20 protein-coding genes are annotated in these 22374 nt (G+C 59.0%); 9 read left to right on the top strand and 11 right to left on the bottom strand.

Features of this window, described 5'->3' with window-relative positions:
* The first annotated feature begins 59 nt into the window (after nt 1-59).
* The 4 genes from hemB to ABLN87_RS01845 all read left to right on the top strand — a co-directional run bounded on the left by hemB (nt 60) and on the right by ABLN87_RS01845 (nt 4896).
* Entirely contained in the window at nt 60-1058 is a 999-nt protein-coding gene (gene hemB, locus ABLN87_RS01860; RefSeq protein WP_353006958.1) for a porphobilinogen synthase, read from the top strand.
* A 144-nt stretch (nt 1059-1202) separates the two neighbouring features.
* Complete coding sequence (locus ABLN87_RS01855) at nt 1203-1775, top strand: YSC84-related protein (protein ID WP_353006955.1); 573 nt, start codon at nt 1203-1205, stop codon at nt 1773-1775.
* Nucleotides 1776-1936: 161 nt separating this feature from the next.
* Entirely contained in the window at nt 1937-4399 is a 2463-nt protein-coding gene (locus ABLN87_RS01850; protein ID WP_353006952.1) for a penicillin acylase family protein, read from the top strand.
* 107 nt (nt 4400-4506) lie between these two features.
* A complete protein-coding gene (locus ABLN87_RS01845) occupies nt 4507-4896 on the top strand; it encodes an SgcJ/EcaC family oxidoreductase (protein ID WP_353006949.1) in 390 nt (129 codons plus the stop codon).
* 8 nt (nt 4897-4904) lie between these two features.
* Here ABLN87_RS01845 and hflX read toward each other — a convergent pair whose 3' ends face one another.
* The 4 genes from hflX to trkA all read right to left on the bottom strand — a co-directional run bounded on the left by hflX (nt 4905) and on the right by trkA (nt 9460).
* Nucleotides 4905-6176, bottom strand: coding sequence for a GTPase HflX (gene hflX / locus ABLN87_RS01840; RefSeq protein WP_353006946.1), 1272 nt, complete (start codon nt 6174-6176; stop codon nt 4905-4907).
* A complete protein-coding gene (gene hfq, locus ABLN87_RS01835; protein ID WP_010440340.1) occupies nt 6176-6415 on the bottom strand; it encodes an RNA chaperone Hfq in 240 nt (79 codons plus the stop codon). Before hfq ends, hflX begins: the two co-directional genes overlap by 1 nt.
* 130 nt (nt 6416-6545) lie before the next feature.
* Nucleotides 6546-8084 (bottom strand): TrkH family potassium uptake protein, encoded by a 1539-nt coding sequence (locus tag ABLN87_RS01830; RefSeq protein ID WP_353006943.1) that lies wholly within the window; start codon nt 8082-8084, stop codon nt 6546-6548.
* The gene (trkA, locus tag ABLN87_RS01825) at nt 8084-9460 is read right to left on the bottom strand and encodes a Trk system potassium transporter TrkA (protein ID WP_353006941.1); all 1377 of its coding nucleotides are present in this window, start codon (nt 9458-9460) and stop codon (nt 8084-8086) included. Before trkA ends, ABLN87_RS01830 begins: the two co-directional genes overlap by 1 nt.
* A gap of 96 nt (nt 9461-9556) precedes the next feature.
* Here trkA and ABLN87_RS01820 point away from each other — a divergent pair, with 96 nt between their 5' ends.
* Complete coding sequence (locus ABLN87_RS01820; RefSeq protein ID WP_353006938.1) at nt 9557-10036, top strand: hypothetical protein; 480 nt, start codon at nt 9557-9559, stop codon at nt 10034-10036.
* Here the strand turns inward: ABLN87_RS01820 and ABLN87_RS01815 are convergent.
* The 7 genes from ABLN87_RS01815 to dusB all read right to left on the bottom strand — a co-directional run bounded on the left by ABLN87_RS01815 (nt 10028) and on the right by dusB (nt 19082).
* Nucleotides 10028-11191: an MFS transporter gene (locus ABLN87_RS01815; protein ID WP_353006935.1), complete on the bottom strand. Its 1164-nt coding sequence runs from the start codon at nt 11189-11191 to the stop codon at nt 10028-10030. The two genes, ABLN87_RS01820 and ABLN87_RS01815, sit on opposite strands and share 9 nt — an antisense overlap.
* 43 nt (nt 11192-11234) lie before the next feature.
* On the bottom strand, nt 11235-11831 hold the full coding sequence (locus tag ABLN87_RS01810; protein WP_353006932.1) for a helix-turn-helix domain-containing protein: 597 nt from the start codon (nt 11829-11831) through the stop codon (nt 11235-11237).
* Between the two features lie 27 nt (nt 11832-11858).
* Nucleotides 11859-13268 (bottom strand): sigma-54-dependent transcriptional regulator, encoded by a 1410-nt coding sequence (locus ABLN87_RS01805; protein ID WP_170530335.1) that lies wholly within the window; start codon nt 13266-13268, stop codon nt 11859-11861.
* Entirely contained in the window at nt 13265-15553 is a 2289-nt protein-coding gene (locus ABLN87_RS01800; protein ID WP_353006929.1) for a sensor histidine kinase NtrY-like, read from the bottom strand. Before ABLN87_RS01800 ends, ABLN87_RS01805 begins: the two co-directional genes overlap by 4 nt.
* 99 nt (nt 15554-15652) lie before the next feature.
* Nucleotides 15653-17020: a response regulator gene (locus ABLN87_RS01795; RefSeq protein WP_353006924.1), complete on the bottom strand. Its 1368-nt coding sequence runs from the start codon at nt 17018-17020 to the stop codon at nt 15653-15655.
* Entirely contained in the window at nt 17020-18102 is a 1083-nt protein-coding gene (locus ABLN87_RS01790) for a two-component system sensor histidine kinase NtrB (RefSeq protein WP_353006921.1), read from the bottom strand. The genes ABLN87_RS01795 and ABLN87_RS01790 overlap by 1 nt, the downstream gene beginning before the upstream one ends.
* Nucleotides 18099-19082, bottom strand: coding sequence for a tRNA dihydrouridine synthase DusB (gene dusB, locus ABLN87_RS01785; protein WP_353006919.1), 984 nt, complete (start codon nt 19080-19082; stop codon nt 18099-18101). Before dusB ends, ABLN87_RS01790 begins: the two co-directional genes overlap by 4 nt.
* Before the next feature lie 184 nt (nt 19083-19266).
* Here dusB and ABLN87_RS01780 point away from each other — a divergent pair, with 184 nt between their 5' ends.
* The 4 genes from ABLN87_RS01780 (at nt 19267) to ABLN87_RS01765 (ending at nt 22327) form a co-directional block, all read left to right on the top strand.
* Nucleotides 19267-20397, top strand: coding sequence for a bifunctional 2-C-methyl-D-erythritol 4-phosphate cytidylyltransferase/2-C-methyl-D-erythritol 2,4-cyclodiphosphate synthase (locus ABLN87_RS01780; protein WP_353006916.1), 1131 nt, complete (start codon nt 19267-19269; stop codon nt 20395-20397).
* Nucleotides 20394-20891: a phosphatidylglycerophosphatase A family protein gene (locus ABLN87_RS01775; RefSeq protein WP_353006913.1), complete on the top strand. Its 498-nt coding sequence runs from the start codon at nt 20394-20396 to the stop codon at nt 20889-20891. The genes ABLN87_RS01780 and ABLN87_RS01775 overlap by 4 nt, the downstream gene beginning before the upstream one ends.
* Nucleotides 20888-21364: a CinA family protein gene (locus tag ABLN87_RS01770; RefSeq protein WP_353006911.1), complete on the top strand. Its 477-nt coding sequence runs from the start codon at nt 20888-20890 to the stop codon at nt 21362-21364. The genes ABLN87_RS01775 and ABLN87_RS01770 overlap by 4 nt, the downstream gene beginning before the upstream one ends.
* A 285-nt stretch (nt 21365-21649) precedes the next feature.
* Nucleotides 21650-22327, top strand: a complete 678-nt coding sequence (locus ABLN87_RS01765) for an orotate phosphoribosyltransferase (RefSeq protein WP_353006909.1) — start codon at nt 21650-21652, stop codon at nt 22325-22327.
* Nucleotides 22328-22374: the final 47 nt, after the last annotated feature.

Below are 22374 nucleotides of genomic sequence, written 5' to 3'. Positions count from 1 at the left end.
CCTTGAGCCCTTGGCGAATTCATGCCACCCAATGCAGCAATGTTCAAGGAGCACGCGCCATGAAACCAACCATCGCCCCCTACCCTTTGACCCGCTTTCGCCGCGCGCGGCAATCTGGTGCAATCCGGGCTCTGGTGCGCGAAAGCACGCTGACCACAGATGATCTGATCTGGCCCGTCTTCGTGCGCGATGGAGAAGGGATCGAAGAACCTGTCCCGTCGATGCCTGGCGTGATGCGCCGTTCGGTCGATCTGATTGCAAAGGCAGCAGTTGAAGCGCAAGCGCTTGGTATCCCTGCGATTTGCATTTTTCCCTATACTGACGCGGCGCTGAAAACCGAAGACTGCGCCGAGGCCTGGAACCCTGACAACCTGTCGAACCGGGCCATCCGCGCTATCAAAGCGGCGGCGCCGGACATTGCAATCATGACCGATGTTGCGCTGGATCCGTACAACATCAACGGCCATGACGGTTATGTGGTGGATGGCGAGATCGTGAATGATCAGACCATTGAGGCACTGGTCAAGATGACCCTTGCGCAGGCAGAGGCCGGGGCCGATATCATTGGACCTTCTGATATGATGGATGGCCGGATCGGCGCTATGCGTACAGCGCTGGAGGACGCAGGCCACCACAACGTGATGATCCTCAGCTACGCCGCGAAATATGCCAGCGCCTTTTACGGGCCCTTTCGCGATGCAGTGGGCGCTTCCGGCGCGCTGACGGGCGACAAAAAGACCTATCAGATGGACCCGGCAAATTCGAACGAAGCCCTGCGCCTGATCGAACGCGATCTGACCGAAGGGGCCGATATGGTGATGATCAAGCCCGGCATGCCCTATCTTGATATCTGTCGGCGCGTAAAAGACACGTTTGGCGCACCGACCTATGCCTATCAGGTCTCGGGCGAATACGCGATGATCCAGGCGGCAGCGCAAAACGGGTGGATCGATGGAGACAAGGTGATGCTGGAGAGTTTGCTGGCGTTCAAACGCGCCGGATGTGATGGCATCCTGACTTATTTCGCCCCACAAGTCGCGCGCATCATGCAGGGCTAAAACCCCAGTTTGTCGCGGCATTTCGCCGATCTCCACTGCACAGACCAAAGCTTTCCCGTGACATGGCGCGGCAATCGGCGTATTCTTGCACATAAGATCGGGATCACCCGACATATCAGGCACATAATACAAGAGACAGGAAACATGAGCAGTTCCCAATCCCCCCGACTAAGCCGTCGCGGCTTTGCCTTTGGCATGGCCGGTCTGACCGTGACCGCCGCTTGCGGCAACGGAGTAGGCAACTCGAACGCTGCGACGATTGATGCGCGCGTCGATGCAACCTTGACCGAAATGTATAGCCGTTACCCCAACACGGTTGAAATTGCCAACAAGGCCAATGGCTTGCTGGTCATGCCTTTGATCACCGAAGCCGGATTTGTCTTTGGCGGTGGATATGGTCGCGGCGCACTGCGCATCAATGATGCATCGGTTGACTACTACTCGGCCGTCAAGGGCACAGCGGGTCTGCAAATCGGGGCCCAGCAATACGCCCATGTGCTGTTCTTCATGACCGAAGACGCGCTGAATGATTTCCGCCGCTCCAGCGGTTGGACCGCCGGGGCCGATGTGGGCTATGTGGTCAGTGATCAGGGTGAATCCCTGTCGACCGACACCACAACGCTGCGTTCACCGGTTCTGGCCGCCGTCTTCGGACAGGCCGGTCTGCAAATCGGTGCCACGGTCGAAGGCACCAAATACACCCGCATCATTCCCTGAACCAGTTACACCCCCCCTTGGCCAACCCCGTCGTGATTTTTACGGCGGGGTTTGTCTTTGTCCGGGTTTGACGCAAGTTCCCCCCGCGTTCCTCTTTCGGTTGAGGGTCCCATCCTTTAGTCTTTGCGCAAACAGAAACTGAACGGGTAAGTGGGGCAACTATGGGTCTTGTTTTTCGCTGGCTGGTGCGTATCACCTCAGGCCTGATCCTGCTGGTGCTTGCAGCGATAGGTTTGATCTATTACCTGGCCAGCCAGTCCCTGCCCGATTATGATCAAACCCTTGAAGTACAAGGGTTATCCGCCCCTGTTGAGATCATACGGGATACCGCAAACGTCCCCCATATTCTGGGGGAAACGGACCCGGATGTGTTCTTTGGCTTGGGCTTTGCCCATGCTCAGGACCGCCTATGGCAAATGACGGTCATGCGCCGCACCGCGCAGGGCCGTTTGTCCGAAATCTTCGGGGCCCGTACCGTGCCCATCGACAAGCTGCTGCGCCGCCTTGATCTGTATGGCTTGGCCCATCGTTCGTTGGATGCCCAGGATGACTATACCAAAGCTGCGTTGCGCGCTTATGCGGCAGGCGTCAACGCCCGTCTGAGCCAAATCAACGAAGACGCGCTGGGGCGCGGCGCGCCTGAGATGTTCCTGTTCAACGCGCCGGTGTCGCCTTGGCAACCGGGCGACAGCATCGCTGTTATCAAGCTGATGGGACTGCAGCTTTCCGGCCACTTGCAAGACGAAGTTCTACGCGCCCGCACGTCGTTGATGTTGAACGACCCAGCACGGCTTGCCGACATTTTGCCAGACGTTCCGGGTGCCGGGATTGCAGCTTTGCCGGAATATGCCGATCTGTTCCCGGGCCTGCCCCAATACGCGGCCGGCACAGAGATGCCCGATACGCCCCTGTCGCCCTTTCCAAAACGCGGGCTTGCGGGGGCCTCAAACGCCTGGGCCGCAGCGCCCGCACGTTCAGCCAGCGGTGGCACTTTGCTGGCAAATGATCCGCATCTGGGGTTCACCGCGCCCGGCATCTGGTATCTGGCTCATCTGGGGCTGGAAAACGGTGGCGTGATCGGGGCGACGATCCCCGGCATTCCCGCCGTCATGAGCGGGCGCAGTGACCAGCTCGGTTGGGGTCTCACCTCATCTTATCTGGACGATCAGGACCTGCATATCGAGCAATTGAACCCAGACAACCCGGAAGAATACCTGACGCCCGACGGATACAAGGAGTTTCGCACTCGCCCGTCGATCATTGAGATCAAAGATGAGGCGCCAATCACCCTGACCCTGCGCTGGACCGAGAATGGTCCCGTGCTACCCGGCAGCCACTACGATCTTGAAACCGTAACGCCACCGGGTCATGTCGTCTCCTTGTCGTGGACGGCGCTGAGCCCCAACGACACTTCGATGACCGCGTCGATGGGTCTGATGAACGCGAACTCGGTATCAGAGGCCATCGAAACCGCCGAACTGTTCATCTCACCCTCGCAAAACCTGTCGCTGGTTGATACGGACACCATTGGCATGAAGCTGATCGGCGCAATGCCCCAGCGCGATCTGCGCAATCAAAGCAAGGGTCGCATCCCTACACCTGGCTGGATCGAGGCCAACCGATGGCAAGGCCGCCTGCCTTACGCCAATAACCCGGAATTTGTGTCTCCTATCGGGGGGCTGTTGGGCAACACCAACAACAAGATCATCGACCGGCCCTTCCCCAACCATGTCTCTTACGAATGGGGCGATACCCAGCGCGTCCATCGTTGGGAACGTCTGATGCAATCGCGTGAGGTTCATACCCGCGACAGCTTTATCGAAGCGCAGTTGGACACGGTCAGCTTTACGGCACGGTCTCTGCTGCCACTGATAGGGGCTGATCTGTGGTTTACCGGAGAATCTGCGCCCGAGGGTACACCGGAACGTCAGCGCCAAATCGCCCTGTCCCTGTTGGCCGACTGGAATGGTGAGATGAATGAACATCTGCCCGAACCGCTGATTTACGCCGCCTGGCTGCGCGCGCTGCAAATCCGTTTAGTCGCAGATGAGCTTGGCCCGCTGGCCAGCGAATACAAACATGTTCAGCCCTTGTTCATCGAACGCGTCTACCGCGATATCGATGGCGCCTCGGTCTGGTGTGATGTGCGCCAAAGCGCTCCGGTTGAAACCTGCACTGATATGGCGCGACTGGCGCTGGACGATGCCCTGATCTGGATCGCCGAGAACTATGGCCGCGCGCTGGAAACGCTGCGCTGGGGCGATGCCCATCAGGCAACCCATGACCATCCGGTTTTGGGAGAGGTCCCGGTGCTGCGCTATTTCGTGAACATCCGCCAATCGACCAGCGGAGGGGACAATACATTGCTGCGCGGTCGCACCTCGGGCGAAGGGCCTGACCCGTTCCAGAACGTGCACGGCGCAGGCTATCGCGGCGTCTATGACTTCGCTGATCCCGACAGTTCGGTCTTTATCACTTCGACCGGGCAATCCGGGCATTTCCTGTCACGCTACTACGACGATCAGGCACAGCTTTGGCGACGCGGTGAATACATCCCGATGTCGCTGGATATCGATCTGGCCCGCGCCGCCGCCGTTGGTGTGACCAATCTGATCCCGCAATAATCCGCCCATTCGGCGACTCCCCGCCCTGATTGGCGGGGCGTGATGGAACGATTGGACAATTTCCCCTACCATCCCTACACCGATCTTCTGGGACCAAGGGGGCAATCATGGCCAGCATTCGGGACGTCCTGAACAACCTTGCGCGCGACTATGCCATCGCCTGGAGTTCCGGCGACGCTGCGGCCGTCGCCGCTTATTTCGCGGCGGATTGCCAGATGGTGATCAACGGCGGCGAACCTTTGGAAGGCCAGGATGCGATTTCTGCTATGGCGCGAGACCTGTTTGCCGAGATCCCTGATCTTGACCTGAGATGCGACATGCTGCGATGGGCTGGGCCCCGAGCCCTGTTCGTCTGGACGCTGGAAGGCAAACATACAGAGACCGGCAATGCGGTCGTGACCCGCGGATGGGAGGAATGGGAGCTGGATTCAAGCCACAAGATACGGTCCTCAAACTGGTGGTTTGATCTGGCAGAGTATCAAAAGCAAATTGGTTAGAATACGAATTAGAGCCCCGCGTATTGCGCGGCCTGCTTCTCGGTCCACAAGACGGTGATTTCAAACCCGTCTTCAGTTTGCTCTTCAGATCGAACCACATCCTGACGGAACAGCCAGGCGCGCTTGTCGCCCTCGGAAAAGCCCAGTGACAGCGTGATCTGATGACGCACCCCTTGCAGTTTCCGCGCGATCTCTGCCAGCAACGGGTCGACCCCTTCGCCGGTCACAGCCGAAATCGCAAAGATCGCCGGATCACGCTCGGCCCGCGCCAGCGTCGCTTCTTTCTCGTCAGCCTCCAGTAGGTCGGTCTTGTTCCAGACCTCCAGCATCGGGCGTTCATCACCTACACCCAGCGCGGTCAGAATCGCCTGCACATCTTCGGCTTGCGCTTGCGAGTCTTCATGGCTGATGTCGCGCACATGGACAATCAGATCGGCGCCCAGAACTTCTTCCAGCGTGGCGCGGAAGGCGGCAACCAGTTCGGTGGGCAAGTTCGAGATGAACCCCACCGTATCCGACAAGATCACCTCAGGCCCATCCGGCAGAACGACCCGTCGCATGGTCGGGTCCAGTGTGGCGAACAGCATGTCCTTGGCCATCACCTCAGCACCAGTCAGGCGGTTGAACAGCGTCGATTTACCCGCGTTGGTGTAGCCCACCAGCGCCACAATCGGATACGGCACCTTGGCCCGCGCCGCGCGGTGCAAGGTCCGCGTTTTGACCACTTTCTGCAATTGGCGGCGCAGCCGGACCAGTTGTTCATCAATAGCGCGACGGTCGGCCTCGATCTGAGTTTCACCAGGACCACCGACAAAACCCAAGCCGCCCCGTTGCCGCTCCAGGTGGGTCCACGCCCGGACAAGTCTCGTACGCTGATAGCTGAGCGCCGCCATCTCGACCTGCAACACGCCCTCGCGGGTGCGAGCGCGATCGCTGAATATCTCCAGGATCAAACCGGTCCGGTCGAGTATTTTAACCTTCCACGCCTTTTCCAGATTGCGCTGCTGAACCGGGGTCACCGGACCATCGATCAGCACCAGCTCGACTTCAGCATCATGCAGCCGTTCGGCCAGTTCCTCGATTTTGCCGCTGCCGAACAGCAGCCCAGGTTGGGCGCGTTGCAGGCGCACGACTTCGGACCCGATCACATCCAGATCGGGCAATGCGGCAGCCAGTGCCACCGCCTCTTCCAGCGCTGGTTCAGGAACGCGGCGCTGTTCATCTGATTTGATTTCAGGATGCAGCACCCAGGCCCGGGTGCGCGCCCTCTCATGTTCCATCAAGAGGCGTCTTCGCCCTCATACAGGCTGATCGGCTGCGATGGCATGATCGTCGAAATCGCGTGTTTGTATACCAACTGCGACTGTCCGTCGCGGCGCAACAATACGCAGAAATTGTCGAACCAGGTGATCACACCCTGCAATTTTACACCATTGATCAGGAAAATCGTGACCGGGACCTTTGCTTTCCGTACATTGTTCAGGAACGCGTCCTGAAGATTCTGTCTGTCCGAAGCCATATTTTATTAACTCGCCGTTGTTCTTGCTACGCGCTGCGGACCAACGCGCTCCCTCTGGGGGAGTATGGAGTGCTGCGCACAGATATTCCAGATTAAAAATCAGGCAGTAACGCCGCAACCGCTCATTGGCTTAATCCCGCCAGAGCGACGGGGTTATTAGGGCGATGATGGCCAAAGCCTCCAACCGGCCAATTACCATAGCGGCGCACAGGGTCAGTTTCGCCCCTGCCGACAGATCGATCAGGCGGATCGGCACGTCGGTCGCCAGTTCGATCAACGGCCCGGTTGTACTCAGCGCGGCCACGCTGAGAACCATGGCCTGTTCAAATCCCGCCCCCATTGCGGCAAGCAACAGGTTGAAAACCGCCAGCGTCAGGGCAAACAGCATCAGGAAGATCCACGCGATAAAGGCGCCGTCACTCTGGATCCGCCTATTGCCGCCATCGGCGCCGCTGACGGATGAGGGATGTATCAGGCGGTCAATCTCGCGCGCGCCATTCAGGTAGAGCGCAAAGACCCGCAACAGTTTGACCCCACCTGCCGTTGTGGCCACGCCGCCACCAACCAGCGCCAAACCCATTAGGATCAAGCCTGGTGTCCCCAGACCTGAAATTTGCTGTGCATCATTCCAATTGGCACTTTCGAACCCGGCGGTTGTGAGGAACGACAAGCCTGTAAAAAGCATACCCCATAGGACATGAAGAGCTTGCAAGGGCTGCATCTGGCCCCCGATCTCACTCACACCGGCCCAGACGCGAACAAAAAGCAAAACGGCAACCCCAAGTACGATCATCAGGCCAATCCTGAATTCCGGGTCCTTGTCCAAGCGTGAAAAGCCGCTTGTCGCTGTGTCAGTCGAGAAAGTCAGCCGGGACAAGGCAAAGAACAGGAACAGAAACAGGATTGCCTCACCCGTGAAACCGGCCTGTGCGCCTTCAAGCCCGCCCACAGGAGAGATACCAGAAGTCGCCATAATCGACATAGCATGGCAGATGGCAGTCAGCTCTCGCTCTCCGGCGATCAACAACAGCACGCAGATTACAGCGGTCAGCCCGGCATAGATCGGCGTCAGGGTTATGGTCACTCGGATCAGACGACCGCGCGGATCAATCTTCTCACTTTGCGCCACGCCCGAGACTGGGCGTCCGGGTTGGCCCTGCGCCGTAACTTCGAAGCCGCCCAACGACAAAGGCGCCAGGATCGCAGCAGCAGAAACCCACATCAGCAAACCGCCCATCCACCCCACAAGCGCGCGCCAAAGGTGCAGCGGCGCACTCAGGCGGTCCGGATTTGGAAACAAATCGGCTCCGGTCGTCGTCAGCGCGCTCACCATATCGAAATAGGCGTTCAGAAAGGTGGTGTTGCCAAGCGCGTCGTGAAACGGGATCGCCAGAAAGATCGGGAGGATCGTGAAACATCCCAAAAGCACCGCCAACTGACCCAATGTACCACGCCGCGGCACTCGGTTAGACGCCGCCAGTGCGATAGTCGCCACGAGAAACAGACCCAAGAGACCTGAATAGAAAAAAGACCGGGACGTGTCGTGGTCGTCCAGCACCAATGCAAAGATCGCGGGTATCCACATCGAAACCGAAACGCACCCCCAGATCAGCAGAAACAGCGGCAACCGCCGCAATACCCCAACCCGTTGTGGTCTAACGCGCGCCATCAGAAGAAATCGATCGAGACCTGCATCAGCCGTTCCACCTCGGGCACATCCTTGGCCATGGCAAAGATGGCAACCACATCCTTTTCGTTGATCCGCAGGCTGCCAGTGGGTCGCAACAATTCATCGCCTTTGCGAACTGCCCCAACAAGAACGCCTTCGGGGAAATCGATATCACGCAGTTTCTGCCCGGCCATGGGCGAGGTCGATAGAACCTCGGCCTCGATCACCTCGGCCTCGGCATCGCCGATGGAATAGACCTGCCGCACCCGGCCATGGCGAATATGGCGCAGGATTGAGCTGACGGTTGTCGCGCGCGGATTAATATAGGCATCAATACCAAGCGGGCCCATCAAGGCCACCATCGACGGATCGTTGATCAGCGCAATCGCCAAGGCACAGCCCTCGGCCTTGGCGCGTACAGCCGCCAGCATGTTGGTGCGATCGTCATCCGTGACGGCCAACATCGCATCGGCGCGGTCAATCCCAGCCTCTCTCAGCAGGTTCGAATCCAGCCCGTCACCATTCAGAACAATCGTACGCTCCAGCGCCTCGGCGGCCTTTTCGGCACAGTGACGATCACGTTCGATAATCTTCGCGCGAACGCGGCTTTCACGCTCTTCTAAGGTATGTGCGACTTCCAGACCAACATTACCCCCGCCAACGATCACCACCCGGTCCTGGCGTTTTTGCGACTTGCCGAACACCTCCATCGTACGATCCACGTCTTGTACGCTGGCAAAGACATAGCACTCGTCGCCGACAAACAGCTGATCCTCGGATTCCGGAGCGAATAATGTTCCTTCGCGCCGAACACCCACAACAATCGAACTCAGGGTCGAGAACAAATCCGTCAGTTGGCGCAGGGGTGTGTTGACAATCGGGCAATCCTCTTCGATGCGGATGCCCAACAACTGTGCCTTGCCATCTATAAACATCTCGGTGTCAAAGGCCGACGGGGCAGACAGGCGACGCATCGCAGCGGCAGCCACCTCGCGTTCAGGGCTGATCACAACATCGATGGGCAGGTGATCGCGGCGGTAGAGGTCGGAATGGATCGCTTCGAGATAGGATTTCGACCGCAGACGCGCGATCTTGCGCTGAATGGCGAAACCCGAATGGGCCATCTGGCAGGTGACCATATTCACCTCATCCGAGTGGGTCGCGGCGATGATCATATCGGCATCACGGGCCCCCGCCCGCTCCAGCACGTCGGGATAGCTGGCGAAACCTGCGATACCCTGAACATCCAGTGTCTCGGTCGCGCGGCGTACCAGATCAGGATTGTTATCCACCACGGTCACGTCGTTCAATTCGCCGGAAAGATGCCGTGCGATCTGCCAGCCAACCTGACCCGCACCGCAAATGATGACCTTCATGTTTCTGGCCCTTCTGCCTGAAATCTTTGAATGACAGATGCCCCCGATACGGTCAATTGAATTGTCATCCCCATCTGTGTGGGGCAAGATAAGCATATGAAAACGCTTGGCCCCCTTCTGATTTCACTGATGGCGCTGTCCGCCTGTGGACCGCTGTCACTGTATTATCAAGAGGGCGAAAGCGTCTCGCGCATGCAGACCGAGACCACGCAATGTCAGGTTCAGGCGCTCAAGGATGCACCGGTTGCAAATCAGGTCCGGCAAGGGCCGCCAACCTATTGGCCGGGCAGAACATATTGCGATGGGCGTGGGTCCTGTTATCGCTCGCCCGGCTGGTGGGAGCCCGGTCAGATCTACACGGTCGATGTGAACAAGAACCTGCGCAACAAGGTCGAGGCACAATGCATGGCCCAAAAGGGCTATCGCCCGGTCAGTCTGCCGCCCTGCAAACGGGCTGTGAAATCAGGTGTTCCCGTGCAGCGCACCACGACACTACCACCGCTGACAACACAATCTTGTTTCGTCAAATTCGATGACGGCTCATTCCAGATTATTTCGCCCGGTCAATCAGGCTGATCCCGTTTGAGCGGCCCGCCTTCGGGCCAGCGCCCAATGCGCCAGGATGGCAAGGGCGTAAATAGCGATCACACTGATCAGCATCCCAGCCTCATCGACCCGCCACAGAACCGCCAGTAAAACCGGGGTGCCCAGCAAATTGCCCGCATTGCCCATCTGCGCCATCGCTCCGTAGCCGAGTGCCTGAGTTTCAGCGGTTTGGTTCAGAATCGGCACGGCCGCGAAGCTGCCCCCTTGCACAAGTCCCAACACCGCAAACAACGCAATACAGGTCAACTCCAACGGCAGGCCAGCAAAAACGCCCAAGATAGACAGGATCGCAAGCGCGAACCCCAGGTTAACCACCGCAACGCCGGACATCACGTTCAGCAAGACCGGCACCGCAACCAGGCTCAGCGCAATCCCGGCCAGCGGCATCAGACCCGCAACAGTCGCGCTGATGTCATCCGGCAAGCGCCCAGGCAGGATCGCCAGCAGTGAAACGAACGTCAGGGTGTAAAAAAACCAGCCTATTGCGGGGGCCGACACGAAGGGAGAGCGATAGGTGCGCAGATGCACTGCCCAAAGCTCTCGCCAAAGCCACGGTGCGGGCTCGGCCGCCTGTATGTCCTTTAGCTGAAGGATCGGGATCAATGCCGCGATCGCGATCATCAGGATGCCATGCAAAGCAAAGTAGACGGGCAGGCCATAGTTTTCGACCAAGGGCAGCCCAAGCCACGCATTCAGAGCAAAGGCCACGCCGAAGAAGGTGCTCCACAAAACCATGGCCATGTTGCGCGCTTTGCCGGTTGTGATCTGCGCAATCAAGGTTGGTGCCGCCACAACAATTGCCAGATGGGACAGGCCCTCGACAAATCGGCTGGCGAGCATGATCTGAAACCCCGGCCCCGTCGCCTGAAAGATCGAAAGTGCGCCACCAAGTACAAGGCCGAATATCAACAGTTTGACCGGCCCCACACGGCCCACGATTGACCCGGATACGGCGCCAAGAACTGCACCAAGCAGGCTGATGATCGACAGCAGCCAACCCATGGTTTCGGCGTGATCGGGGTAGAGTTGTAGAACCTCTGGGAATGGCACCGCAATCTTGGCAAACTGCGTCGCCGCGCCCAACCCGGCCAACCAAAGCAAGAGAACCTGAAAAAGCTGCGTCATAAGGCGCTTCTACAGCGCCCGGTCAGGTCGGGGAACGCATAAATTATGCGGCCTGGCGCCGCGACCCGCTGACCAGCCGCACGGGCGTTCCATCCGACAGATACAGCCGTTCCCAAATGATCTCTCCGGCGCTGATGCGAATGCGATCATGCACAGCCTCAGAGGTCAGAAAGGACTTTGGCGTGGGTGTGTGGGCCTCCCACCACCCTTCCTGGTCCAGCTCAGCCTCGGCCTGTTGAATCTCGTCGGTTGCAAACTGCCAGAGCGAAACACCCAACAGCGCGTTCTGGCTGGTTTTCCAGTCCTTTGCCCGGCTGGCGGAATAGGCAAGGCATCTATGGCTGGCTTCCTCGACCAGATGAAGGCAGTCCGATGAGGTCTCAACCAGTCGTCGCAGGGCGCTGTCATCTACGCGCGCAGGTCCAAGTACAGCAAACACACCCTGTTGCATATCCGGTGGCGGGGTTTGCCCACCTCGTTCCCATCGGGAGATGGTCGCCTGATCGACCTGCAACAACTCGGCTAGATGAGATTGCTTAAAGCCAATGGATTGCCGCAGCCGTTTCAGGCGTTTGCCGAAACCAGGATAGGCGCGAGACCTAAGGCTGATACCACCCGGTTTTGACGGAACTGTATGCATCGACCCCTGCCTTATGTGACCAGCAGATTACTCTGCCGGTTCCGGCTCATCTATTTGCGCGACCCGCGCCCCGGACTTGTTCGAGGTCACAACACCCAGTGATTTCAGCTTGCGATGCAACGCGCTGCGCTCCATCCCGACAAAGCTGGCAGTGCGGCTGATATTGCCACCGAAGCGATTGATCTGGGTCAGCAGATATTCCCGCTCGAACGCCTCACGCGCTTCGCGCAACGGCAGGGTCGCCAGAGCACCCGACAGGACAACACGGCCCGAATCCTCGGTTTTGTCTTCGTCGCTTGGCAGCTCGCGCGCCTCAATCGGGCCGGTGCCATCACCAAGGATCAGAACACGTTCGATCAGGTTCTTCAACTGACGCACATTGCCGGGCCAGGTCATAGTTTGCAGCAGAGCCACGGCCTCTTCCGACAGCTCGCGCATTGGCAGGCCTTGGGTTTCGTTGCACATTTCGATGAAATGCTGGGCCAGAACAGGGATATCCTCGCGTCGGTCTTCCAGCGAGGGCACGTCCACCGGCACAACGTTTAGACGATGATACAGCTCTTCCCGGAACCGTTCGGCTGCAATCTCTTCGTCCAGATCCTTGTTGGTGGATGATATAACGCGCAAGTCCACCCTTACCTTGTCGCTGCCGCCCACGCGCTGGAACTGCTGATCCACCAGCACTCGCAGGATTTTCGACTGAGTACCCAAGGGCATATCGGCAACCTCGTCAAAATAGACCACACCGCCGTGGGCCTCTTCCAGCAAGCCCGATTCGACCCCACGTTCAGAGCTTTCGCGCCCGAACAACACTTCTTCGACCCGCTCGGGTTCAATCCCGGCACAGTTGACCGTCACAAATGGCGCGTTGGCGCGGTTTGAATGCGCGTGGATATACCGGGCCGCAATCTCCTTGCCTGACCCTGCTGGGCCGCTCAGCATCACGCGACCATTCGATTTTGTGACCTTGTCCAACTGGCCCTGCATTGCACGGAACGAGGCGGATTTGCCGATCATGTCCGAGCTGCTGACTTCTTTACGCTTGAGCGAAGCATTCTCGCGGCGCAGGCGAGAGGTCTCCATCGCGCGGCGTATCACCACCATCAATTGGTCGATGTTGAAGGGCTTTTCGATGAAATCATAAGCCCCCTGCTTGATCGCGGCGACCGCGATCTCGATATTGCCGTGGCCTGAAATTATCACCACCGGCACATCCGGATTGTCGCGCTTGACCGCTTTCAGAATATCGATCCCGTCCATGCGGCTGTCCTTCAGCCAAATATCCAGGATCAACAACCCCGGCGGCTCGGAATTGATCGACGACATGCACTCATCCGAGTTTGCCGCCAGTCGGGTGGAATAGCCTTCGTCCTCCAGAATGTCGGACACCAGCTCGCGAATATCGCGTTCGTCATCTACGATCAGAATGTCGCTCATCTTTGGCCTGCTTTCAGTTTGTTGGTTTTAATCGCCTGTTTTTGTGGCGCTGAATTTGGTGGGAGATTTGCTCCCGGCAAACGGATCACGGCCATTGCGCCGAAATGGTCCTGTCCGTCGAATACGGGCGCGTCTTCCAAAGTCAGCGCTCCGCCATGTTCTTCGATAATCTTCTTGACGATGGGCAGGCCCAGCCCGGTCCCTTCGTCGCGCGTGGTCACATAAGGCTCAAACAAGCGCGCACGATCCTCGGGAAGGCCGATACCATTGTCGGCAATCGTGACAATCGTTCCCGCATCATCCGTGGAAACAGTCACTTTGATCTGTGGCCTCAGGTTTTCAGGCGCGCCTTTTTCTTTCAACGTTCCAATAGCTTCGCCCGCGTTCTTGATCAAATTTGTCAAGGCCTGGTTCAGCATGGTTGCATCCAGATCAGCCGTGATCGGCTGTTCCGGCAAGTCCGCATCGATTTGCACATCCGGTTGCCCCGCCTGCTGCAACAAAACGGCCTCGCGCACCAGCGCAACCACATCCTCCTGTCGCCGCTCTGGTTCCGGCATACGGGCAAATTTTGAGAACTCGTCTACAATGCGCCGTAGGTCATTGGTCTGCCGCACAATCACATCGGTCATCGATTCTAGGGTGTCGCAATCCACCTCATCTAGCTTGGATGAGAACTTGCGCTTGATCCGTTCCGCGCTCAATTGAATCGGTGTCAGCGGGTTCTTGATCTCATGCGCGATGCGCCGGGCCACATCACCCCAGGCAGCCATACGCTGGGCGCTGACCAGATCGGTCACATCGTCAAAGGCCACCACGTAGCCCTCAAGCGCGCCATCCTCACCCCGCCGCGTGGCCATGCGCACAAGCAGGTTTTCCAACTGTCCTTTGCGGGTCACCTTGATCTCGCCCTGTACGGCCTCTTGCCCGCCCTCTTTCAGGCTTTCGAACAGCGGCAGGAATTCGGGCACTGCGATACCTATTAACAGATGCTGTTCGCCCCGCGACCAGTCCAGCAGACGCTCGGCTGATCGGTTTACGAAGGTCACACCGCCTTCGGGATCAACACCGACAACGCCTGATGTGACCGAGCTGAGAACGGAATCGAAAAGGCGGCGGCGGCTTTCGATCTGGCGTGTGTTTTCCAGTAGTGTATCGCGCTGGCCTTTAAGCTGCCGGGTCATTTGGTTGAAATACCGTCCCAGCATCGCAATTTCGTCGTCGCTGGCCTCTTCAATGACCTGTACGCTCAGGTCCCCGGCACCGACGCGTTGCGCGGCTGTGGTCAGACGGCCAACAGGGCGCGACAGGCGTTCGGCAAACCACATGCCCAAAGACATCGCCGCAAGGATAAGGATCAGGGCAAACCCCAAATATAGAAGGCCAAAGTTAAACAGCACCCTGCCGCGTTCGCTTTCAAGCTGCTGGTAGAACTGCGCAGTTTCCTTGGTATCGTCCAGGAGGGTCAGTAGCTGACCATCGACATCGCGGCTAACATAGAGGTATCGGTCCAGATAGGCCTGTAGCGGAACAAGCGCGCGGAATTCGTTGTTCTCCCAATCGGCGATAATCAACAGGCCGGTATCAGCCGCTTCAACCATTTGCTCAGGCGTGGGTTTTTCGTAGCTGAACAGGTAGGATCGATCCCCGCGCGACCGGATTTCGCCACTCCCATCGATCACGTAAGCCTCGCGCAGACCCCGTTGGATTTGCGCCTGCCCCTGTGCCAGAACCTCACGCAATTCCGCATCCGAGATATAGAAATCGCGGGCTCGCGCATTGTCCAGAAACAGCGCCAGAACAGCTGCATCCTGGGTCAGACCCTGCCGGTGTTCCAGCTCATACGCCTCAGCCGCAGTCAGCGATGATCCGACGACCTGACGCACACGGTCCGAAAACCAGCCCTCAAGACCGATATTCACGGTCAGACCGGCGAAGATCGCAACTGTGACCGTAGGCACCAGAGCCAAGAGCGTGAAAGCACCGATCAGGCGCAAATGCAGGCGAGACCCCGCCGATTTCGCGCGTCTGGCTGCGACCAGCGAGCCGAGCTGGCTAAGCACGAGGGCCGCCACGACAAGGACGTAAACAAGGTCGGCAAGCAGAATCAGACGAAGGGTCGGCGCGGTCGCGCCCAGCTCAAAGGGACCAATGACCAGATAGGTCGCAAGCGCCAGCACTGGCCCTAGAAGAACAAGCCCCAAGGTGCCGAAATTGCGCAGTTTTCGGGACTTTCGCCATCGAATAATCGATGGGATTATCCCGCTCTGTGCTCGGGTTGCCACCGTCTGCCCTCATCCTGATGTGTCGCTTGTGCGACTGACCGCCATATGTCGTGGTCGTTTCCCCGGAGATACCCGGATGCCACGGCTTGTGTGGCGATATTACATCAGTTTGCGACGGCGTGTCACCTGAATATCGAGGTCTGTGATCTTTTTCCGCAGCGTATTTCGGTTAATCCCAAGCAAATCAGCGCATTTTGCCTGATTGCCACCGGTTGCCTCCAGCGCGATTTCGATCAGCGGGGCCTCAACCTCACGCAATATACGCTGATACAGGCCCGGAGGCGGCAGCATATTGCCGTGCAGGTCAAAATATCGCCTCAGATGCCGCTCGACCGAGGTGGACAGCTTCTCGCGCTCGCCCCCGCCCAACACAGGTTCAGCCTCGGGCTGGCTGCCCAGCACCATCTCAACCTCGGCTTTCGAGATTTCATCGGCCCGGCTGGTCAGGCTGAGACGGCGGACCGCGTTCTCTAACTGCCGTACATTGCCGGGCCAGGAGTAGCGGCGGATCAGTTCAACCGCATCCGGGCTGAGCCAGCGCTTAGTGCCGCTATCACGCTCTTCGCGGGCCAGAAAATGCTCGGCCAGCAAGGTGATATCATCCACACGCTCGCGCAGGGCCGGTACATGGATCGTCGCGCCGCATAGGCGGTAGTACAGATCCTGCCGGATGCGACCACCTTCCATACCTTCGGCCAGATCCGACTGGCTCGTGGCCATGAAACGCGGCACGTGATCGCCGGGGGTGTCCATCATGCGCACAATACGGGCCTGAAGCTCATCATCCAGATCGGCGATCTCATCAATCAACAGCGTGCCTCCACGCACACGCGCCATGACGCGGGCGGGCCCCTCCAAATCACGCAGGTCTGCGGCAGTGGCGGTGACAAAGGGCAATGTACGACGGTCCGAGAAGTCGTGAATTGCCCGCGCGATCAGAGACTTACCGGTCCCGCTTTCACCAGAAATCATGACGGACAGATCGGTATTCATCACTCGCGCAACCAATCGATACAGAGACTGCATGACGGATGTGCGCCCGACCAGAGGCAACTCATCCGGGCGCTCATTTGCTTCTGCCTCAGGTTCCGATTGCAGCCGCTGCTTTTGTTCCAGTGCGCGCGCAGTGCGTTTCATCAAATCTGGCAAATCGAAGGGTTTAGGCAGGTAGTCATAGGCATCCGCCTCAGCCGCCTGGATCGCCGTCATGATGGTGTTCTGGGCCGAAATCACAATCACCGGCAAACCGGGACGATCTTGCGCGATTTTCGGCAGCATTTCCAAACCGTTCCCATCCGGCATGACGACATCTGAAATCACCACATCCCCTTTGCCTTCACCTACCCAACGCATCAGCGTAGTCAGCGAAGAGGTGGCATGCACCTTGCATCCGGCCCGTGTCAGGGCCTGAGTCAGTACTGTGCGGATCGTGCGATCGTCATCTGCAACCAGAACGGTGCCATCCATCAGGTGCTCTCCTTCGTTATGCTCTCTGCCGGCGCGCGGCGCAGCGACAGTTTGAAAACCGTGCGTCCCGGAACGGAATCAGCCGAGATCCAGCCGCGATGGTCCGAGATGATCTTGCTGACCAGCGCCAGCCCTAGACCCGTTCCATTTTCCTTGCCCGAGACAAACGGGTCGAAAATGTCGCTGCGAATATCCTCCGGCAGTCCGGGGCCATCATCGATGATCTCAATCTGCAATGGCAGCGAATGACCCGAGCCGTCACTGCGACGCAGGCGGAACGAATGTTCAAAATAAGTGCGCAGGCGAATTGTGCCGCCATTCGGTCCAGCGGCCTCGGACGCGTTTTTCAGAAGGTTCAGAACCACTTGCAGGATTTGATCCGGGTCACCATAGGCCAGCGGCAGCGATGGGTCGTAGTCCTCGATAATGGTCATATCCGCGCCGAACCCCAGCAAGGCCGAACGGCGCGCGCGGTCCAGAACGTCGTGGATGTTCACCGGTTTGAAGTCGGGTTGCTGCAGGTTTCCGAATTGCTCAACCTGCTCCAACAGCTTCACGATACGGCGGCTTTCGGCCACGATAAGATCTGTGAGTTCAAGGTCTTGCGCTGAGATATTCATGCTGAGGAGCTGCGCTGCACCGGTGATACCAGCCAGCGGGTTCTTGATTTCATGCGCCAGCATCTCTGCCATACCGATGGCGGATTGCGCTGCTGACTTAACCGTGTTGCCGCGTGTCATGCGCCCCGCCAATTCGCGTGGCGAGATGATCATGATCATTGATCCCGGATGCCCGACCAGCGGCGCGATCTGTAGCGCGCATTGCAGCGGTGCGCGGTTACCCGACCCGACATCGACATCGTTGACGAACAGCGGCGTGCCTTGATGACGCGCGCGCAGGAACGCCTCTTCCAGTGGGGCATCCACAGCGATCTGGTCCCAGACCGGATGACCGATCACCGATTTGCGCGACGCGTTCAGGAAACCCTCGCCCGAGGAGTTCACATCGGAAATCCGATCCGCCTGGTCTATGATGAAGGCCGGAACGGGTAGCGAGTTCCAGATGCTCTGATCCGAATTCATGCGGCCACCTCGGCTGCGCAATCCAGCGCCTCATCAAGCAGGCGCAGTACCTCTTGCGTATCACGTGAGGTCAAAACAGCCCGACGCAGGGGCGCGGGTGTTCCGGCTTCATCCATGTACCACCCCAGATGCTTGCGGGCGACGCGCAGGCCCAGATCGGTGCCGTAGAATTCGAGCATGGCTTGATAATGGGCGCGCACCATCGCGACCAATTCAGCGCCCTTGGGGATTTCAGGTGCGTCGGTGCCGTAGATGTCGTGGCAAATCTGTGCCAGAAGCCAGGGTTTTCCCTGCGCACCCCGCCCGACCATCACGCCATCTGCGCCGGACTGATCCAGCGCCGTGTGGGCCGCTTTGGTATCAATAATATCGCCATTGGCGATGACGGGAATCGACACAGCCTGTTTCACCGCTCGGATCGCCTGCCAGTCGGCGTGGCCTTTGTAGAACTGGCAGCGTGTGCGCCCATGGATCGTGACCATCTTGATCCCCGCCCCTTCCGCCCGGCGCGCCACATCAGGCGCATTCAGCAGCGCATCATCCCAGCCCAGCCGCGTTTTAAGAGTTACGGGTATTTCGACCGCCTCAACCACCGCTTCGATCAGGGTCAGGGCGTGATCTGGCGTTTTCAGAAGGGCCGAGCCGGAATAGCCATTGGTCACCTTTTTGGCCGGGCAGCCCATATTGATGTCGATTACGCGCGCGCCGCGATCGGCGACCTGACGGGCAGCTTCGGCCATCCAATGCGCCTCGCGCCCGGCCAGTTGAACCGCAGTGTTTTCCACATCTGCCGACAGTTCCGCCCGTTCGCGCACGCCCGGCTTGGCTTGCACCATCTCCTGGCTCGCGACCATTTCGCTGACGACCATGCCCGCCCCAAACCGCATCACTAGATCGCGGAACGGGCGATCCGTGATTCCAGCCATCGGCGCCAGCAGCACAGGTGGGTTCAGAGTTTTGTCAGCAAGATGCAGGGTCAACGTGCCTAATCCTTGAGCAGTTGGGGTTTTGATATCGAATCCAGTGCATATGAACAACAAAACGACCACCCACAAGCCTGCAAAATCATCACTCGCTTAATTTTTAGGCAGATTGACGCGGGTGATTGCCTCTGCATTCACCGCCCCCTAAACAATGGCCTAAATCGCAGGAGCAAACGCCAGTATGACAACCGCCGCCATCATCGTTGCTGCCGGCCGCGGAACCCGCGCAGGCGGAGGCACGCCCAAGCAATGGCGCATGCTGGGCGGGCGCGTGGTAGCCGACTGGACGATCGACAGATTTCGCACACAAGTCGAACATATTGTACTCGTGCTATCACCCGACGATTCGGGGGCTTGGGAGGCCTATCGGGACAGTGATCTGATCCTCGCCCCGGGTGGCGCGGATCGAGCGACATCTGTCCGCAACGGGCTGGATGCGCTGGAGGACCGGGAAGTAGATTACGTTTTGATTCATGATGTTGCCCGCCCCTGCGTGGGTGCGGACGTCATTCAGAACGTGCTGCACGCGCTGAGCAAAAGCCAGGCTGCCGCACCCGGATTGGCCGTTACAGACGCGCTTTGGACCGGGGATGAGAGCACGGTTTCCGGAACGCGGGATCGAACGGGTCTGTTCACGGCCCAAACGCCGCAGGGCTTTCACTATGACGCAATCACGGCCGCGCATGCGACCCATTCAGGCAGCGCGGCGGATGATGTCGAGGTCGCGCGCGCCGCCGGGCTGGACGTGACCATCGTGCCGGGCGATCCGGACAATATCAAAATCACACGACCCGAGGATTTTGCCCGGGCAGAACGGATATTGGGGCTGAATATGGATGTAAGACTGGGCAACGGCTATGACGTGCACCGGTTTGGTGACGGAGATCATGTGATCCTGTGCGGTGTGAAAGTACCGCATGATCGTGGGTTGCAAGGTCATTCCGATGCTGATGTCGGCATGCACGCTGTGACGGATGCGATCTATGGCGCGTTGGCGCAGGGCGATATCGGCCAGCACTTCCCCCCCTCAGATCCGCAGTGGAAAGGGGCCGCCAGCGAGATTTTCCTGCGCCACGCGGTCGAGCTTGCCCAGACAATGGGCTACCGCATCTCGAACGCCGATTGTACGCTGGTTTGCGAATACCCAAAGATCGGGCCCCATGCCGAAAAGATGCGTCAGGAAATGTCCAGAATCATGGGGTTGCAGGTCGACCAGGTCTCGGTCAAGGCAACCACGTCCGAGCGTCTAGGCTTCACTGGCCGCAGCGAAGGCATCGCGTCGCTCGCCACCGCATGTCTGGTGAAAGCATGAGCATCGCGCGTCTGATCGGAACCGTCTGTGGCGTTGGCTATCTGCGCCCTGCCCCCGGCACATGGGGATCGCTTGCGGCTCTGCCCCTGGTCTGGGTCCTACACGTTTTGGGCAGCTTCCCCCTGCTCGTCCTCGCGACACTCGTCGTTTTCATCGCAGGGCTGTGGGCCACAAAAGTGATGACCGCCGGGCAAGAGGATCACGACCCGTCCGAGATCGTGGTCGATGAGGTCGCAGGCCAGTTCATCGCGCTCTGGGCCATTTCCTATCCAAGCTGGGTGCGTGGGATCGAGATCACCGAACTCTGGCCCGGCTGGGTCGCGGGGTTCCTGCTGTTCCGACTGTTCGACATCACCAAGCCCGGCCCGGTCGGCTGGGCCGATCGCAAAGGAGACGCGATGGGCGTGATGCTTGACGATGTAATCGCCGGGGTCTTTGCCGCCGTCGGTGTAATGGTTCTGGCCGGGATCGCACACGGAGTGTTGGGGCTATGACCGTCGCTGCACTGCTCGATTTGGCAAAGGCTCGTGGCGTGATGATCGCCACTGCCGAAAGCTGCACAGGCGGTATGGTCGCCGCCGCGCTAACCGACATTCCCGGCAGCTCCGCGGTGGTCGAGCGTGGATTCGTCACCTACACCAACCGCGCCAAGCAGGACATGCTGGGTGTCCGGGCCAAAACGTTGGACGCCCATGGTGCAGTCTCAGAAAAGGTCGCGCGCGAAATGGCCGAAGGCGCAGTGCGAAACTCTCAGGCGCAATTGGCCGTCTCGATCACCGGCATCGCGGGTCCCGGGGGGTCCGAATTCAAACCCGAGGGGCGTGTGTGTTTCGGGCTGGCTGGTGAGGGGCTGACCACCCACACCGAAACGGTGGAGTTCGGCGCACCCGGGCGCGACGCTGTGCGGCTGGCAGCGCGCGATCATGCGTTGGACCTGTTGCAAAACGCGCTTTTAAAATTCACCTAAATGGCATGGATGCCTTGGCGTCAATTGCGCCCCTTGCACCGATCAAACCGGTTGCACGGATCGCCCTAGGTCGCATACACGCGGTGACTGGAACACGGGCTCGATCAGTCAGCACACCGTGACCGGCTCGAAGACCCAAGCGGCCAAGCCCACCTTGGCCGCAAGGCCCGAAAGGGCAAAAAGCGGACCCCGCAAGGGTCCGCTTTTCTTTTGCCGCCCTCTCGACTCCGGCCCAAGGGACAGGCTATCAGCCCGCAACACTCTTTCAGCCCAGAGGTTTGCGCCATGATCCCCAGTTCTTTTCCTGACAGCACCGAAATCGCCCGCCTGACCGCGCGGATGCTGCTGGAGATCAAGGCCGTTCACTTCAATTCGCGCGAACCATTCACATTGGCCTCGGGCCTGCCCAGCCCGACCTATATCGATTGCCGCAAGCTGATCTCATACCCACGCATCCGCTCGACCCTGATGGATTTCCTGACCGTGACCGTGATGCGCGAAGCGGGCTTTGAGGCGTTCGACAATATCGCTGGGGGCGAAACAGCGGGCATCCCATTCGCCGCCATGGTCGCTGAGCGGATGGCCCTGCCGATGACCTATGTGCGGAAGAAGCCCAAAGGCTATGGCCGCAACGCCCGCATCGAAGGCGCAATGAGCGAAGGGGAACGCGTGCTGCTGGTCGAGGACCTGACCACCGATGGCGGCAGTAAGCTGTCCTTCGTCGATGCGATCCGCGAAACTGGCGCGACCTGCGGGCATACCGCGGTGATTTTTTACTATGGCATTTTCCCCGAGACCGAAAAGACGCTGGGCGATCATGGCGTGAAGCTGCATTCGCTCTGCACTTGGTGGGACGTTCTGGCCGAAGCCAAGGCGCAAAAGGCCTTTGACGAAGAGACCCTTAGCGGTGTCGAAGCCTTCCTGAACGACCCGCGCGGGTGGCAGGACGCGAACAAAGGCTAACGTCGCGAAATCTGTTTTCAGAACAGAAACAGTGGCAGACCAGCGGG

The sequence above is a fragment of the Ruegeria sp. SCP10 genome (assembly GCF_040329495.1).
Taxonomy (GTDB): Bacteria; Pseudomonadota; Alphaproteobacteria; order Rhodobacterales; family Rhodobacteraceae; genus Ruegeria.
The sequence above is the reverse complement of the archived record's forward strand: the minus strand, read 5'-3'. Positions and strand labels throughout refer to the sequence as shown.

Excerpts from the sequence above, each read along its gene's own strand:
- ABLN87_RS01815 (WP_353006935.1), bottom strand. The coding sequence starts at position 11,191 with ATGACGCAGCTTTTTCAGGTTCTCTTGCTTTGGTTGGCCGGGTTGGGC.
- ABLN87_RS01830 (WP_353006943.1), bottom strand. The coding sequence starts at position 8,084 with ATGGCGCGCGTTAGACCACAACGGGTTGGGGTATTGCGGCGGTTGCCG.
- trkA (WP_353006941.1), bottom strand. The coding sequence starts at position 9,460 with ATGAAGGTCATCATTTGCGGTGCGGGTCAGGTTGGCTGGCAGATCGCA.
- ABLN87_RS01845 (WP_353006949.1), top strand. The coding sequence starts at position 4,507 with ATGGCCAGCATTCGGGACGTCCTGAACAACCTTGCGCGCGACTATGCC.
- ABLN87_RS01820 (WP_353006938.1), top strand. The coding sequence starts at position 9,557 with ATGAAAACGCTTGGCCCCCTTCTGATTTCACTGATGGCGCTGTCCGCC.
- ABLN87_RS01805 (WP_170530335.1), bottom strand. The coding sequence starts at position 13,268 with ATGAGCGACATTCTGATCGTAGATGACGAACGCGATATTCGCGAGCTG.
- ABLN87_RS01850 (WP_353006952.1), top strand. The coding sequence starts at position 1,937 with ATGGGTCTTGTTTTTCGCTGGCTGGTGCGTATCACCTCAGGCCTGATC.
- ABLN87_RS01780 (WP_353006916.1), top strand. The coding sequence starts at position 19,267 with ATGACAACCGCCGCCATCATCGTTGCTGCCGGCCGCGGAACCCGCGCA.
- ABLN87_RS01795 (WP_353006924.1), bottom strand. The coding sequence starts at position 17,020 with ATGGATGGCACCGTTCTGGTTGCAGATGACGATCGCACGATCCGCACA.
- hflX (WP_353006946.1), bottom strand. The coding sequence starts at position 6,176 with ATGGAACATGAGAGGGCGCGCACCCGGGCCTGGGTGCTGCATCCTGAA.
- ABLN87_RS01770 (WP_353006911.1), top strand. The coding sequence starts at position 20,888 with ATGACCGTCGCTGCACTGCTCGATTTGGCAAAGGCTCGTGGCGTGATG.
- hemB (WP_353006958.1), top strand. The coding sequence starts at position 60 with ATGAAACCAACCATCGCCCCCTACCCTTTGACCCGCTTTCGCCGCGCG.
- ABLN87_RS01775 (WP_353006913.1), top strand. The coding sequence starts at position 20,394 with ATGAGCATCGCGCGTCTGATCGGAACCGTCTGTGGCGTTGGCTATCTG.
- ABLN87_RS01855 (WP_353006955.1), top strand. The coding sequence starts at position 1,203 with ATGAGCAGTTCCCAATCCCCCCGACTAAGCCGTCGCGGCTTTGCCTTT.
- ABLN87_RS01765 (WP_353006909.1), top strand. The coding sequence starts at position 21,650 with ATGATCCCCAGTTCTTTTCCTGACAGCACCGAAATCGCCCGCCTGACC.
- ABLN87_RS01810 (WP_353006932.1), bottom strand. The coding sequence starts at position 11,831 with ATGCATACAGTTCCGTCAAAACCGGGTGGTATCAGCCTTAGGTCTCGC.
- ABLN87_RS01790 (WP_353006921.1), bottom strand. The coding sequence starts at position 18,102 with ATGAATTCGGATCAGAGCATCTGGAACTCGCTACCCGTTCCGGCCTTC.
- hfq (WP_010440340.1), bottom strand. The coding sequence starts at position 6,415 with ATGGCTTCGGACAGACAGAATCTTCAGGACGCGTTCCTGAACAATGTA.